At 51.1% G+C, this 13,406-nt stretch carries 16 protein-coding genes; 8 read left to right on the forward strand and 8 right to left on the reverse strand.

The features are described from left to right. The first annotated feature begins 13 nt into the window (after window positions 1-13). From ABYP33_RS02120 to ABYP33_RS02140, 5 genes are all read left to right on the forward strand, one after another. Window positions 14-412, forward strand: a complete 399-nt coding sequence (locus ABYP33_RS02120) for a hypothetical protein (RefSeq protein ID WP_373087838.1) — start codon at window positions 14-16, stop codon at window positions 410-412. A 56-nt stretch (window positions 413-468) separates the two neighbouring features. Next, window positions 469-1,212 (forward strand): glycerophosphodiester phosphodiesterase family protein, encoded by a 744-nt coding sequence (locus ABYP33_RS02125; RefSeq protein WP_373087840.1) that lies wholly within the window; start codon window positions 469-471, stop codon window positions 1,210-1,212. 298 nt (window positions 1,213-1,510) lie between these two features. Beyond that, window positions 1,511-1,636, forward strand: coding sequence for a hypothetical protein (locus tag ABYP33_RS02130; protein WP_373087843.1), 126 nt, complete (start codon window positions 1,511-1,513; stop codon window positions 1,634-1,636). Between the two features lie 327 nt (window positions 1,637-1,963). Then, a complete protein-coding gene (locus ABYP33_RS02135) occupies window positions 1,964-2,332 on the forward strand; it encodes a PPOX class F420-dependent oxidoreductase (protein WP_373087845.1) in 369 nt (122 codons plus the stop codon). A gap of 129 nt (window positions 2,333-2,461) precedes the next feature. Beyond that, window positions 2,462-2,926 (forward strand): DUF962 domain-containing protein, encoded by a 465-nt coding sequence (locus ABYP33_RS02140; RefSeq protein ID WP_373087848.1) that lies wholly within the window; start codon window positions 2,462-2,464, stop codon window positions 2,924-2,926. Window positions 2,927-2,936: 10 nt separating this feature from the next. Here ABYP33_RS02140 and ABYP33_RS02145 read toward each other — a convergent pair whose 3' ends face one another. After that, window positions 2,937-3,716 carry a methyltransferase domain-containing protein gene (locus ABYP33_RS02145; RefSeq protein ID WP_373087850.1) on the reverse strand — a complete coding sequence of 260 codons (780 nt, stop codon included), beginning with the start codon at window positions 3,714-3,716 and terminating at the stop codon, window positions 2,937-2,939. Window positions 3,717-3,983: 267 nt separating this feature from the next. Continuing rightward, on the reverse strand, window positions 3,984-4,184 hold the full coding sequence (locus ABYP33_RS02150; RefSeq protein WP_184461317.1) for a YdcH family protein: 201 nt from the start codon (window positions 4,182-4,184) through the stop codon (window positions 3,984-3,986). 229 nt (window positions 4,185-4,413) lie between these two features. Between ABYP33_RS02150 and ABYP33_RS02155 the strand changes: the two genes are divergently transcribed. Then, window positions 4,414-5,541, forward strand: coding sequence for a nitronate monooxygenase (locus ABYP33_RS02155; protein ID WP_373087852.1), 1,128 nt, complete (start codon window positions 4,414-4,416; stop codon window positions 5,539-5,541). Between the two features lie 53 nt (window positions 5,542-5,594). Here the strand turns inward: ABYP33_RS02155 and ABYP33_RS02160 are convergent, their stop codons facing one another. After that, window positions 5,595-6,215 (reverse strand): riboflavin synthase subunit alpha, encoded by a 621-nt coding sequence (locus ABYP33_RS02160; RefSeq protein ID WP_373087855.1) that lies wholly within the window; start codon window positions 6,213-6,215, stop codon window positions 5,595-5,597. A 108-nt stretch (window positions 6,216-6,323) separates the two neighbouring features. Here ABYP33_RS02160 and ABYP33_RS02165 point away from each other — a divergent pair, with 108 nt between their 5' ends. Further along, window positions 6,324-6,578 carry a DUF1145 domain-containing protein gene (locus tag ABYP33_RS02165; protein ID WP_373087857.1) on the forward strand — a complete coding sequence of 85 codons (255 nt, stop codon included), beginning with the start codon at window positions 6,324-6,326 and terminating at the stop codon, window positions 6,576-6,578. A gap of 130 nt (window positions 6,579-6,708) precedes the next feature. Next, window positions 6,709-7,506, forward strand: a complete 798-nt coding sequence (locus tag ABYP33_RS02170) for a ParA family protein (protein ID WP_373087859.1) — start codon at window positions 6,709-6,711, stop codon at window positions 7,504-7,506. 18 nt (window positions 7,507-7,524) lie between these two features. Here the strand turns inward: ABYP33_RS02170 and ABYP33_RS02175 are convergent, their stop codons facing one another. The 5 genes from ABYP33_RS02175 to ABYP33_RS02195 all read right to left on the reverse strand — a co-directional run bounded on the left by ABYP33_RS02175 (window position 7,525) and on the right by ABYP33_RS02195 (window position 13,261). Next, window positions 7,525-7,989: an LEA type 2 family protein gene (locus tag ABYP33_RS02175; protein WP_373087861.1), complete on the reverse strand. Its 465-nt coding sequence runs from the start codon at window positions 7,987-7,989 to the stop codon at window positions 7,525-7,527. Window positions 7,990-8,069: 80 nt separating this feature from the next. Next, window positions 8,070-8,738: an OmpA family protein gene (locus ABYP33_RS02180; RefSeq protein ID WP_373087863.1), complete on the reverse strand. Its 669-nt coding sequence runs from the start codon at window positions 8,736-8,738 to the stop codon at window positions 8,070-8,072. A 154-nt stretch (window positions 8,739-8,892) separates the two neighbouring features. Further along, entirely contained in the window at window positions 8,893-11,637 is a 2,745-nt protein-coding gene (locus ABYP33_RS02185; RefSeq protein ID WP_373087865.1) for a CehA/McbA family metallohydrolase, read from the reverse strand. A 7-nt stretch (window positions 11,638-11,644) separates the two neighbouring features. Beyond that, complete coding sequence (locus tag ABYP33_RS02190) at window positions 11,645-12,031, reverse strand: MAPEG family protein (protein WP_373087867.1); 387 nt, start codon at window positions 12,029-12,031, stop codon at window positions 11,645-11,647. 90 nt (window positions 12,032-12,121) lie between these two features. After that, the gene (locus tag ABYP33_RS02195) at window positions 12,122-13,261 is read right to left on the reverse strand and encodes an alpha/beta hydrolase family protein (protein WP_373087869.1); all 1,140 of its coding nucleotides are present in this window, start codon (window positions 13,259-13,261) and stop codon (window positions 12,122-12,124) included. Window positions 13,262-13,406 lie beyond the last annotated feature (145 nt).

Below are 13,406 nucleotides of genomic sequence, written 5' to 3' on the forward strand. Positions count from 1 at the left end.
GCTCAGCAATGACGTGCAGGGACGGCAGCACCGATATCAGACATTATCCGCAGGGGAGCTCTTAGACGCCAATCTCGCGCTCATTGACAGTCACTGCTGCGAAGATTGGCCGCCACCCTCACCACAATTGAGCCTCACTCCTGCTAAATTGGACGCCACGCCTGCCAAATTGAACGTCACTCCTGCGCAGGCAGGAATCTATTCCCACCGGCCAAGTTTAAACGCAGACCTCTACGGCAAACCTATTCACGGCGCGCAAGCATTCAATCGCGACATCTCCAGCAGGTCTTCATCTATTGAAAATGAAGAATGCAACGATGCTATGACCGACCGCTACGGTCATACCCTGCATCAGGGCATTATTTGTCTATTAGCAGGACGAAGACTCACAAATGCCCTCCCACTAAGCTGAATTTAGCGCTACAGTAAAACCATTAACCATTGTTACGGCAGGCCAACGGGAACCCTATGCAAGCCACTAATTTTATTGCCCATCGCGGCTGGCGCCAACACTACCCCGAGAACACGCTAATTGCCTTCCAAGAGGCACTTGCCGTTGGTGCGCTCAATATTGAGCTCGACATTCAGCTCAGCGCCGACGGTGTACCCTTTGTATTTCACGACCCAAATTTAGAGCGTATGTGTGGCTGCGAAGGCTTGATTTGGGATTTCAGCGCCGAGGCCCTGCTGAACTTACATGCCGCTGAAGCGGAACGCCTTGGCGACAAATTTCTCAATAACCCAATGTGCTTGCTGGCGGACATCGTCGACTTATTACGCACCTACCCCAACGCAAATGCTTATGTTGAAATAAAGGCCGAAAGTCTCAATCATTTTGGTACCGCTAAAGTAGTCGATGCCGTCATTAAGGTACTCAGGCCGGTGGCCGACCGCTGCCTACTCATTAGCTTTGAGCTTGATGCCCTAATTTATGCCCAACAAGCGGGTTGGCAGCGCTTTGCGACCGTCTTTGATTATTGGCCAGACTGGCCGCTGGCCACCCTCGCCACGCTCAAGCCCGAAGTTATTTTTTGCGACAAGCACTGCGTACCACCCGAGGCGGATTTGCGCTGCTTACCTTGGCCGTTATTAGTTTACGAGGTGGGCACGCTGCAAGAGGCCAAGGACTGGTTTGCTCGCGGCACGGTGGCAGTAGAAACATTTTTAGTGGGAGAGATGCTCCGAGATTTTAATTTAGCAGACAACACCTAGGTGGATTACGCCTAGCTTGTAACCGGAAACCGGAAACCGGAAAAAATCATTGTATTACAAGGATTTAACCCCTGCGCCATGATTACCGCGCCTTAACCGCGAGCTAAACTATAGGTAATACAAGCCCTAAGTCCTTGTATTACCACACTAAGACACATGACTAATAAATTAAAAAAGCCATTAAATCTGCCCAACACCCGCGAAACGCCCCTCTCATCAGTAACCCAATAAAAGATTGATTCTTCGTATACTGGCTACGTCATCAAGACAAACAACAAACATATACCGGAGAAACACCATGAGCCATTTACACGCCGCTATCGAAAGCCAAGACCTCAATTCCTTTACTGAACTCGCTGCCAAATACAGCCTATTAGCAATTGTTACCATTGGCATAATCGCTAGCTTTGCTGGTCTAGCGTAATTTACGATCTCTATACAGGAGAACAAGATGAAAACCGATATGCGCACACAGCGACACTTTAAATTTGTTTGCGCAACAGGGTGCAAAATTTAGCCTAATATCCAGCGTACTGACCGGGCTATTTTATTGTATAGTAGCACTGTATTAAGTGAACCGGAGAACAGCTCCAGCACCGCTTACTTAAAGTAGATGCCCTATTTGCCGCCAGCACTGGCGGCAAATAAGAACGAAGCCAATCACACTGCCGCGCTGTTTTAAGCCGCTCTTGCCCGCCTTAGTGGCACACGCCACACCAGCCCCCATTTCTATCACCGTGAAAAACACACAATGAAGCCCCTACACAAAGCCAGCTATATTTTATTAAGTACCAAAAAACGCGATGGCAGCTTTGTAGCAACGCCGGTGTGGTGCGCGGGTGATGAACATACCATTTACGCTTTTTCAGCTGGCGATGCCGGTAAAGTAAAGCGTCTACGTAACTTCCGCGAATGCAAAATTGCTGCCTGCACCGTTTTAGGCAAACGTCTTAGTGAAGATCACAGTGCGACAGCCTATTTGCTTAATGCCGAAGAACGCGTGATCGCTCACCGCAGTCTTGTGGAAAAATATGGCCTGCAAATGCGCTTATTGGATCTAGGCGTCACCTTAACCGGTCGCAAAAAGACCCGAGCATTCATACGTATTGAGCTCGCTTAGGGTGCACGCCGCCAGCGAATATTTTAAGATTAAATCGAAATGCCATTTTACATCGTCAATTCGGCCATTGACGATATGCAACACTTGGCCTAATTTACGGCTATTCCCCCCCTGCTGGAGATACCCGCTGTGCGCACCCTGAATCAGTGGCTAGACGAATACGACGCCTCTCACCAAAACCCTCGTAACAAACGTATCCATATTTGGTGTGTACCGGCCATCGCAGTGTGTACCGTAGCCCTACTGTGGCTGGTCAACATTCCTTACACCACGGTCAATCTTGGCCAAATATTGCTGATCGCCGCGATGTTTTTCTACGGCTATCTATCTGTCCGTTTAGCCCTGGGTATGCTGCCCTTTGTCATACTACTCGCCGCTGGCATTATGCTTTACCAGGCCTATGTACCTTTAGCGCTGTGGATTCCCGCTGGGGCAATTTGGATTATTGCCTGGGTGATGCAGTTTATTGGCCACAAGGCCGAAGCCCAACAGCCCTCGTTTTTTACCAATATTTTATTTTTACTGATTGGCCCACTGTGGATACTCGGTTCGGTTTACCAAAAGCTCGGAATTCAATTTCGCAAGGCTTCATGAGTGTTTCAGCTTACTCGGGCAATCGACACAGTAAATGCACATAGCGACCCAGCGCCCAAAAAGGCTCTTGGTCGCCGTATTGCCACTCTAGCGCCAATACATCAGCCACACTACGTTCGGCCCGCACCGTTCTGGGCATTAAATCGTAAACAAGGCGAATTCCGCGCTTGGCGACCAGCTCCAGCCCAGCGGCTTCGAGTGCCGCAATCATTTCTTGAGGTTGCCGAGGCGCTGGTGGTGTAAGCCCCCCGGGGTGACCGGCAAAATCCCGGTCGCGCAACTTATACAAATTACCCTTCGCCATATTATTAATAATCAAGGCATTGAGGTTGTAGAACATCAGCGACAAGTAGCCACCGGGACGTATTCCCGCGACTAGCGCAGCAATCACCTCTTTGGGGTCGTTCACCCACTCCAATACAGCATGGCAAAGCACCAAATCAAAGGCCTGCTGTTTGCTCGGATTCACGACAACCTGCTGAATTGGCGCCAGCGCTAAAGAAACCTGATCCGCTACCCCGGCCACCGCGATATCCTGCTCGGCAATTGCGAGCATATCGGCGGAGATATCGTTCAACAGCACCTGGTGGCCAAGCTCGGCCAGCCGGATACTCATCTGCCCCAAGCCGCCACCCGCGTCCCACACCGCCAAGCTTGAGTGCTGACTCAGCGCCGGTAGCTGCGCCAATAGTTCACGCCAACACAGCGCTAGCCGCAGTTCACCCTTGGCATTGCCATAAATATTTTTGCGGAAACGATCTGCAATGCCGTCGAAATTGCGGTCGCTCATATTGACCCACACCTAAAGAAAAGATGCCGAGCATAAGCAAGCCCAGAGCAAAGCTCAACGCATAAAAAAACCGGAGCAATTACTTGCTCCAGTTTTTAGAATTTCGACATCCGATGTCGCACCCAATCCGTTGAATGCCTTGGCCTTCCAGACAGAAACTATTATCCCCCTATTTGAAAGATTCCATAGGGGAGAACGCCAGCACGGCATGTACGACATATCTCACGCCAACGAGCTAAAGCAATAAAACCGTGCAGTAGCGAACAATTATGCATCTAAATCGGGAATCAGATCGTCCTTGAGTAACTCAATATCATCCTTAATACGTAACTTTTCCTTTTTAAGTCGCTGCAATAGTAACTGATTCTGATAAGGGTTCGCGGCCAACTGCGTTATTTCTTCGTCTAATGCCCGATGACGAATCTGCAAAAGTAAAATACGAGCGCTAGTAGATTTAATATGATCCATTTTTAGCAGCATTCCAGTAAGAATAACAAAGAGCCTACTCCTCACTTTTTACGCTGCGCAAGCGCTATGCACAAGTACCTTGCCAACGCTAAAGGGATTTAGGCTGATCTTTTTCGTCATTAACAATTGATTGCTTCCGCCATTGTTACCGCTCATCCCCTCCGCAATACTGATGCCATCAATTTAGGGGGCTCTCAAATTACGCCCCGCTAGTAGGCAGAGGCTAATAATGTATACCGATTTGTGTAAAAAGCTCGGCATCGAGTATCCCATCTTCGCATTCACTCACTGCCGTGACGTGGTTGTAGCTGTCAGCAAGGCCGGGGGCATTGGTGTGCTTGGTGCAGTAGGCTTTTCGCCAGAAGAGCTGAAGGCAGAACTGGACTGGATCGACGAACATATCGGCGACCTACCCTACGGCGTTGACATCGTAATTCCGCAAAAATATGAAGGCATGGGCGATATGAGCCCAGAAGACCTGGAAAAAGAATTGTGGAAAATGGTACCGAAAGAACACATCGACTTCGCTCAAAAACTACTCGCCGATGCTGGCGTGCCAGAGTGGCCAGACGGCAGTCACAGCATGGGCTTACTCGGCTGGACAGAAGCCACCGCCACGCCACTGCTCGTTGAAGCGCTCACCCGACCAAAATGCAAGCTTATCGCCAACGCATTAGGCACCCCACCCGCAGATAAGGTGAAAATGATTCAGGACAGCGGTCGTCTCGTCGGCGCCCTCTGCGGCCGGGTTAAACAGGCCAAGGCCCACAAAGAAGCGGGCTTAGACTTTATTGTTGCCCAGGGCGGCGAAGGTGGCGGTCACGCCGGTGACGTTGGATCTGTGGTGCTTTGGCCTCAGTGCGTAGAAGCGGCTGCGCCAGTACCCGTACTCGCGGCTGGCGGCATTGGCAGTGGCCAGCAAATGCTTGCCGCACTGAGCATGGGTTGCGCGGGAGTGTGGACAGGCTCACTGTGGCTGACGGTTGAAGAAGCGCACGCCGAGCCCGCGCAAAAAGAATCGCTACTCAAAGCAACGAGCGAAGATACTGTACGCTCACGCTCATGGACAGGAAAAACCTGTCGCATGCTAAAAAATGAATGGACTGAAGCCTGGGATCGCCCCGACACCCCAGACCCACTCGGCATGCCTCTGCAGGGTTTGGTCAGTGGCGATGGTATTCGCCGCACCGCTCGCTATGCGTCGGTTGGTGATTGCCAGAAAATCGCGTTTAACCCCGTCGGTCAAGTGGTCGGCCAAATGAATCACGTCGAATCGACCCGTGGCGTCATCTTCCGACTGATCAATGAGTACGTAGACGCCCTTGAACGGCTCAATAAGCTAATGCCTGAAAACTAAGAGTCAGGCCCTGCCAACTAGCGATCACTTTGGTCGCTGGTCATCAGCAGCCGCTAATCACTAAACCGCTCAGCCAATACCCGCTCTACCGTATCCACAATCACCTGGGTTTGACGATCTACCTCAATATTTACCCAGTCACCGACGCCCTTTTGCCCTAAATTGGTCACCCGCAGCGTTTCAGGAATCAGGCACACACTAAAACACCCCTCGCCGCGCTGATAATCGGCAACCGTTAAACTACAGCCATTCACACCAATAAAACCTTTTTTAAATACGTATTTTGTCAATTGCGGCGGTAAGCGAAAATGCAGGCTGCAGTTATTTTCAGCCTGTTCAACGGCAACAATTTCCGCACAGCCATCAACATGGCCCGATATATTATGACCACCAATCTCCGCACCCTGCTTGGCCGAACGCTCTACATTGACTAAATCGCCAACCGCCAAGCCCCCCAAGGTGGTGAGCGTAAGGGTTTCTTGCATGGCGTCAAAACTAAGCTGCTGGCCCTTTATTTCAGTCACCGTCATGCACACACCGTCTAAGCCGACACTGGCACCAATACTGACATCTTCTAATAAGGCCTGAGGTAACTCTAGCGACAATTGGCTAAGCCCAGTCTTTCGTATTACCGACGTCAGTGGGTAAGCGCCGTGAACAATTCCCGTATACATCGTTTTTCTACCTGTTTTTGCGTTACAGAATATTAACTTATATTGAAGCGCTGCGGCCAATGCCGCATTATGCCTCTATCAACAATAAGGACAAAGGCTCCCCTTACTATGAATAATTTCGGCAAAATATTTATGCTCGCTTTTTGGCTAAGTTTCGCCATTAACTTCTTCTTTCCGCTGCTGGGTGAATACAGCCTCTGGTTACAATGGGGCGGATTAGCCATTGTCGCCGCCCATTTAATTGAATGTATTATTTTTCGCAAACAGATCCACGCGAACTACACCGCGCCTGTCGAAGGCTATGCCATCGTTATGCTGTTTGGCGCCCTGCGCACCGGAGAATGGATGCGCAAAGAGGCATAAGCTTCAGCAAACCCACCGCAACATCCCTAAATAGTGCAATGACCCCGACCGCGGCTGACTGGCGGTCATAGCACCATGGCACGAGAACTGCTAGGATTCTCTCTTCAACGATACACGTCAGGACAGACTCATGAAGCGGGTGATTTTTAATCAAAAAGGCGGTGTTGGCAAAACCAGTATCACCTGTAATTTAGCGGCTATCAGCGCGTGGAAAGGCTTCAAAACCTTGGTTATCGACCTCGATATTCAAGGCAATAGCAGCGAATACCTGATTGGCGCCCAGTTCCGCGACTTGGAAGACAACGCAGCCGACTTCTTTAAACAGAAATTGTCCTTGTTCGGCAAAAGCAAAGAAGCGGCGGATTGCATTTATGAAACCGAATTCGAAAATCTGTACCTGATGCCTTCACACCCCGAACTCGCGGTAATAGAACGGGAACTGGAAACTCGCCACAAAATATACAAACTCCGGGACGCCTTGAATAAATTACAGGCTGAGTACGAGCATATTTATATTGATACCCCGCCAGCCCTGAATTTTTACAGCCGCTCAGCACTCATTGCCGCTGACGCACTGCTAATCCCCTTTGACTGCGACAGTTTTTCCCAGGGCGCGTTAATGGGGCTCTTGGAAACCGTCGAAGAAATCCGCGAGGATCACAACGAAAACCTCAAGCTGGAGGGCATTGTCGTCAATCAATTCCAAGCGCAAGCCACCCTCCCCACCCAGTTGATTGAAAGCATGAAGCAAAATGGCCTGCCCATTTTTGAGCAGTACCTGAGCAGTTCAGTAAAAATGAAGGAGTCTCGCAGCAGGCAGAGCCCAATGATTCACTTTGCGCCCACCCACAAGCTCACTCAGCAGCTGCTCTGTTTGCATGACAGCCTAGGCGGCACCAACTCCGCCAGCGCAGCCCTCACCGCCTGAGACCAGCAACGGGATGAATTAGGGCGCTCCGGCGCCCATACCCACCTTGCCATTTTTGTTTATCGTAATATCGCCAAAGCCAAAATTCTCTACTGCCGCCGTCAAACTAAACTGATAATCCAACTCAGATTGCATGCTGTTCATTACGGCCCGTAATACGCCGATACCACTGAGCAAATTAACATCAACAGGCACCACGATCTGGGTGCGGCCGTTGGCCGGCAAACTGAAAGACTCATTTAAGCTTCCCCCCGCCAAGGCCTGCCCCTGCAAACTGAGCTGATACCGCAAGCGGCCCAAATTCACCGCAAAACTGTTCGGGTTATCCAGTTGCAAGCCCACCAGCAACTGTTGCTGAAAGCCATTGCCGGGTGCCATTTTGATATGGGTAATGGCCACCTGAGGCTCCTCAATGGGGTTAAACGCTGCACAGGCTGAGAGCAGCAGACCGAAAAGTACCGTGATAACAGTTGGAAGTCTCATGCACTAAGCACCTTAAAAACACGATTTATTGCCATAAAAAAGGGGCACCCGTCGGCGCCCCCTGCTTCATCAAAATGCGCTTATTGCGTTGGCAGCATTTCGATTTCTACGCGGCGATTTTGCTCGCGGCCTGAGGCAGTGCTGTTGTCAGCAATAGGGTCACGCGGACCGTAGCCGGTGGTACGCACTCGGCTTGCAGCCACACCCTGATTCATAAAGTAGCGGCCGACGCTGTTGGCGCGCTGCTCAGACAGGCTCTGGTTAGTCTGGAATGAACCGGTAGAGTCAGTATAGCCATTAATTTGCATCAACGTCTTATCAAACTCTTTCGCTACCAAAACCACGCTATCTAAGACACTATGGAAGCCACCTTTAATGGCAGAGCTACCGGTATCAAAAGTGATATTGCCAGGCATGATCAACTTAATACTGTCGCCAACCCGCTCAACGCGAACACCCGTGCCTTCGAGGCGGGCACGCAACTTCGCTTCTTGGCGATCCATATAGTAGCCATAACCACCGCCAGCCGCGGCACCAACAACGGCACCTTGCAAAGCGCCCTTTTTGCGGTCGTCTTTACTGGAAACGGCTGCACCCAGTACCGCACCGCCCAAAGCACCCCAACCTGCGCCCTTGGCGGTATTACTGGTTTTTTCTTCGCCGGTGTATGGGTCAATGCTACACGCCGTGGCAAAGACTGCCGCGATAAGCAATGCGCTCCAACGGCCAGCCTTAATAGAAATATTCATCAGTGAACCCCCTTGTTTATGGTCAAATCATTATTGCCTTATGATGACACAGGCATCAGACAAAAAAACACGCCACTATTCACGGCAATAAATCACGCCTGCTATGAACTTACCTTGTATTCAATATGACGACTATGACAGTATCAAGCATAGACTAGTTCATTGCTAAGGGCGCTCGCCACTGACCATCACCGTCGCCATCGATGTAAATAGGGTTACTCAAGGCTAGCGGCGCCAAGCCCGGCATTAGCGCTCGGTATACCGCCCCCGGCACGCCTTCCACTTCGACGACGACATACGCATCGCCATCGGTGATGAGATCAATCACTTTGTGATCTCCCGCCGAGGCCTTTAACTGCCGGTATATTTTACCATTCACCCACACCGTCAATTTCTCAATAGACACCCAGGGCGCAGCATCAATCTGCACGTGCAATTCGCCTCGCCCGCCGCGAAACAAACCACCTAAACCAATATCTTCGTTGTCACTGCGCAGCGTCACCGCCAAAAACGGGCCAGTACTCATAAAGCTTCTGCCGCCTCGAATCGCCTCGGTCAACAGGTGTTCATCTAAAGGAAGCGTACCCGCCCCAGGTATATACACATAATTGCGGGGCGAAGCGACTACGCTGCGCAAACCGTGCGAGTCGCTATTGCCGGTCGCGGCGCGACGTGCGCCCTGATTCAGTAGTGAAAACCAATCGTCGCGAATTTGCTTATACACCGCAAACTCCGCGCCATTGACCACCTCTAGCACATCAAAATCAATGTCGCGAAACCCAGAAACGGGATCAGGACCGAGCAGACTGCCATTGTTTACACTGTCTAGGGCTTGGGTTGGGTCGTAAGATCGCCCCACTGACAAATGGTCGAAAAACGCGAGGTCGGCATCCAGCGGGTCCGCCGCCCGAGGGTGGTTGAGCTGAAACAAGGCTTTGGGCGCCACCTGTTTCACGCCGGCAATAACTTCACGTAAACTGCGATTCTCGATCCCGGGAATACCTCCAGCAAACGTCTCTGGGCTAGCATCCAACGGAAAGGCATTGCTATGCCCCACTGTAAACGGCGCCTTGGCTGTGCGCGCCATGCCGGTCAACTCGGCGCCAACAATGACTTGCACCTGCCCAGTCAAACCCAGCGCCGCCACGCGATCCCGATGATCCACCAGACGGTTGTGTTCGCTGGCAACCAAAATCTCGGCACCTTGGGCAACAAAACTGCGCAGCCGCTCATCAAAAGGTAAAGTTGCGTCAAAGCTCGCGCCGCTGTGCACGTGTAAATCTGCCGAGCGCCAATCGTCGCTGCGCCAAATCCGTCGCGGTGGAATAATAGGTAAGTGGCTGGTTTTTCCTGCGACAATGGTAAGCAAGTACTCTTTAACATCGTATTCTAGGCCCCGGCTCGCCAACACCCGATACTGACCCGGCGGCAAATCTATTTGACTTGGGTCAGACGCCACCCCCGCCAAATCAATTCTATTGCGCCGCAGTGAACCAGGCAGAGATACCCCGGCCTGCGTAAAGCCGAGCAAATCATTGCCAAACTCCGGATTCGCGGTATCGCCAATACCAAAAAAATGCAGGCTCATGGCACTGCCACTGGGCAACTTAAGCAAACCTTTCCTTCTAAATACCCAGCGACCACTGTCATTCTTGGCATCAATTAAAGAGAGCTCCCGGGTTATCTTCTGCCCCCAGGGCGAACTTGCTTGCACTTTTACCCATTGAGCATGTTTGGGTAAGCGAATATTGAAGCTGCCGTCGGCAGCAACCCGACCTTGGCTCACCGGACGGTCATCTTGATCCCACATGGCCACCGACACCGCACTGTCATTAACATAACCGCGCAGCAATGGTCCCTGATATATTTGATCGGTGATCGCCGCAACATCACTGCGGGCACCGACCATCAGCCTAAATTTTGACAGCAGCTTTTCACCCGGTTCAATATCCATGAATTGATTTTGCAGCATAGAAAGCCAATTCAAGCGTTCACTCTGAATCCACAGCGGTCGACTCATCCAGCCATGCAAACTGTAATTAGGAAATACCGACAAAAATCGCGGCAAGGGCTGACGGCTGCCGTTTTTGGTAATGAGCTCGGCAGATTGCAACTGCACGCCATAACTCACTTCACTGTCATAACTATTTGCCCCCACCAGAATATTCCAGTCGCTGGGCAGCATTCCGGCGAGTAACGACGACACTTTATTCCGGTCAATTACTGGATGGGCAAAACCCAAAGTCGCATCGGGAACATAGCTAGACAAACTAAAAGGAGTCAGTGAACGCTGGGAGTACAAGGTAAATAAGCCGCTCATATGCACGGCCTTGCCCTTGCCGATGCGTTCAATAACCACCTCGATATCAAGGCTATCGGCACCTTCTGGCAAACGGTAGATAACCGTTTGGCGAATGCCGTCAGCTTCACCCATGGTGGTGATTTCACCATTACCATCACGCACCGCCGCACTCACCTTCGTCACTGGGATCGCTGTTTCTTTCGCGAGGCCAGTTAGAATATTGGCGTACGTCCACTGATCATTCGCCGCGTCGCAGTGCGCCACGTCGATCAATGTACCGCCACCGGCAACAATTCCGGCGTCGTGGCCGACATCGCTTACCGCGACACAAAGTTTGCCATTCGACAACCACCAATCACCCAAGCCAGCAATGCTATCTGGCCCCCCCCTGGGAAAACTGTCAAGGGTCTCACGTTTGATTTGTTCAGCACGCAACAGCGACGGCGGCGGCGCAACCTCCTCAACCGGTAAAAACTCTTCTAACTGCGGCGCGAAACCTTCATCCGTTTCAGCTTTTGTTGATTTTGGTGCTGCCGTGACGATGGTAGCCATAGATAAGACTAGCGGCAGACCATACACCCATTTTGCTAACGCCATAAACCGTTCACGCCGCCATAATAAAGAGCGAAACACAGGCGCCGACGCCAACCATAAAGCTTAAAGAGCGCAAGATATCTTTATTGGCGATGTAAAAAACGGGGTAAAGCAAGCGCGCCGCAATAAACACTTCAGCGGCAATTGCCGAGCGCTCAGGAGCAACCCCAGCCAAATGAGCAATCACAACCGCTGCGATAAAAATCGGCAGTGCTTCCCAGGCATTTTGCTGAGCTGCGTAGGCTCGCGCACCCGCACCGTCCAATTGGGCGTACTGTGCTCGTGGATGTTTATTATCAACACGGCCCAATTGCTTGGCGCGAAAATAGGCGCAAACCCAAGCGCTCACAATTGGCAGTAAACACGCAATAAAGACGCACCAAAAAGCCACTGTCATTCTATTATCCCCTCTATGTTTTTGTGTTATTCGCCATTCTAATATAACTGGCTATACCACGTGCAGATAGCCGCTTATTTGAGACGAGCATTATTTTGAACCGCGTTGCACACTAATCTCTGGAATCTCAGCCGCCAATGTTTTCAGTAAATAATCTCGAGCGTCTTGACGACGCAGTTCACTCAACGCAAATTGCGCCTCAAAAAACGGGAATACCGACAAGGTCGTCAGCCACTGCTGGCGAATTGGATTCATGGCCTTAGGCAGAGGGTCCATAGTGCACAAAGCGGTCTGGGAGGCGGCGATAATGCCCTGTTCGGGCGAACCTAAAGCATCAGACCAAACCTCATCGTCTGTTTTGGCAAGGCCACGTGTCACCATGCTGCACCCGACCATGTCGGCATTGTCTAGCCAGCGGAAATAGCGGCCAGGGGTAGCAAAGGCAGTGTGCGAGGCGTCCTGCATGGTCACCAAAAGTGAACCTTTGACATATTTCGGGATAGTAGCGGCATTGGTGTCGTAATCGATCATCGCGTCGATAGGCGAAGCAATCATCATAAAGGGGATATCCCGCGACTCATAAAAACCCGGGCCAAATACAAATACCGGCCCAGCAATTGAGACCGCCGCCGCAATCCGTAAGTCGGCATTTTCAGGGTGAAACGCCGCCAAGGTCGACGTCATTCCGCCCAGCGACAAACCCATGACGCCAATGTGGTTTTCATCAATTTTCTCAAAAAACTGACTGCTATTATCGCTATCCCAGGTCAAAAACTGATCGATTAGAAAACTAATATCACCCGGCTGATTCACCACATCTTTTACCAAGGGGCCGCCCGGCGCCCCCATATGGGTTAAGGGGTAATCCATTGCCGCAACAATATAGCCGTGACTGGCAAAATGTTGCGCAAGATAGCTGCCGCCGGTTCGCGTCGACATAAAACCATGGCTGTAAATCAACAAGGGGGCTGGCGCAGCAATACCTTCGGGATACCAAATACGTGTCTTGAGCAGTCGTTCATTACTCCCTGCAAAGTCGCCATTGGGTTGGCTAGGCCGGGTTGTATCAACCAGCTCCACATCAAAATAATCAACATCGTAAATCCCCTTTTCCAGCCATTTGCTGCTCTGGGAGTCGGCAGGCAAGGGCTTTGGCAAATTACCAAATTGCAGGTACAGCATCACTGCTACGATCAATACGACGATTAGCAACAGAATTTTTTTGATCATCTTGGGCGCTCAATTACAAATAGAATTTCAAGAGCACTAACTTAACAAGGCCGCCGCTAGGACTCCACCATTAGCGCTCGCCCAGATCAAAAATAAGTACTTTAGGCTGCGCAAAACAAAAAAAGCCCCGTTCCGGAGCTTTTTT

This window comes from Zhongshania sp., assembly GCF_041584495.1.
GTDB lineage: Bacteria > Pseudomonadota > Gammaproteobacteria > Pseudomonadales > Spongiibacteraceae > Spongiibacter.

What these genes read in the sequence shown, in the direction of transcription:
- ABYP33_RS02170 (WP_373087859.1), top strand. Translation starts at nt 6,709, where the DNA reads ATGAAGCGGGTGATTTTTAATCAAAAAGGCGGTGTTGGCAAAACCAGT.
- ABYP33_RS02185 (WP_373087865.1), bottom strand. Translation starts at nt 11,637, where the DNA reads ATGGCGTTAGCAAAATGGGTGTATGGTCTGCCGCTAGTCTTATCTATG.
- ABYP33_RS02145 (WP_373087850.1), bottom strand. Translation starts at nt 3,716, where the DNA reads ATGAGCGACCGCAATTTCGACGGCATTGCAGATCGTTTCCGCAAAAAT.
- ABYP33_RS02175 (WP_373087861.1), bottom strand. Translation starts at nt 7,989, where the DNA reads ATGAGACTTCCAACTGTTATCACGGTACTTTTCGGTCTGCTGCTCTCA.
- ABYP33_RS02195 (WP_373087869.1), bottom strand. Translation starts at nt 13,261, where the DNA reads ATGATCAAAAAAATTCTGTTGCTAATCGTCGTATTGATCGTAGCAGTG.
- ABYP33_RS02125 (WP_373087840.1), top strand. Translation starts at nt 469, where the DNA reads ATGCAAGCCACTAATTTTATTGCCCATCGCGGCTGGCGCCAACACTAC.
- ABYP33_RS02150 (WP_184461317.1), bottom strand. Translation starts at nt 4,184, where the DNA reads ATGGATCATATTAAATCTACTAGCGCTCGTATTTTACTTTTGCAGATT.
- ABYP33_RS02160 (WP_373087855.1), bottom strand. Translation starts at nt 6,215, where the DNA reads ATGTATACGGGAATTGTTCACGGCGCTTACCCACTGACGTCGGTAATA.
- ABYP33_RS02165 (WP_373087857.1), top strand. Translation starts at nt 6,324, where the DNA reads ATGAATAATTTCGGCAAAATATTTATGCTCGCTTTTTGGCTAAGTTTC.
- ABYP33_RS02155 (WP_373087852.1), top strand. Translation starts at nt 4,414, where the DNA reads ATGTATACCGATTTGTGTAAAAAGCTCGGCATCGAGTATCCCATCTTC.
- ABYP33_RS02135 (WP_373087845.1), top strand. Translation starts at nt 1,964, where the DNA reads ATGAAGCCCCTACACAAAGCCAGCTATATTTTATTAAGTACCAAAAAA.
- ABYP33_RS02180 (WP_373087863.1), bottom strand. Translation starts at nt 8,738, where the DNA reads ATGAATATTTCTATTAAGGCTGGCCGTTGGAGCGCATTGCTTATCGCG.
- ABYP33_RS02130 (WP_373087843.1), top strand. Translation starts at nt 1,511, where the DNA reads ATGAGCCATTTACACGCCGCTATCGAAAGCCAAGACCTCAATTCCTTT.
- ABYP33_RS02190 (WP_373087867.1), bottom strand. Translation starts at nt 12,031, where the DNA reads ATGACAGTGGCTTTTTGGTGCGTCTTTATTGCGTGTTTACTGCCAATT.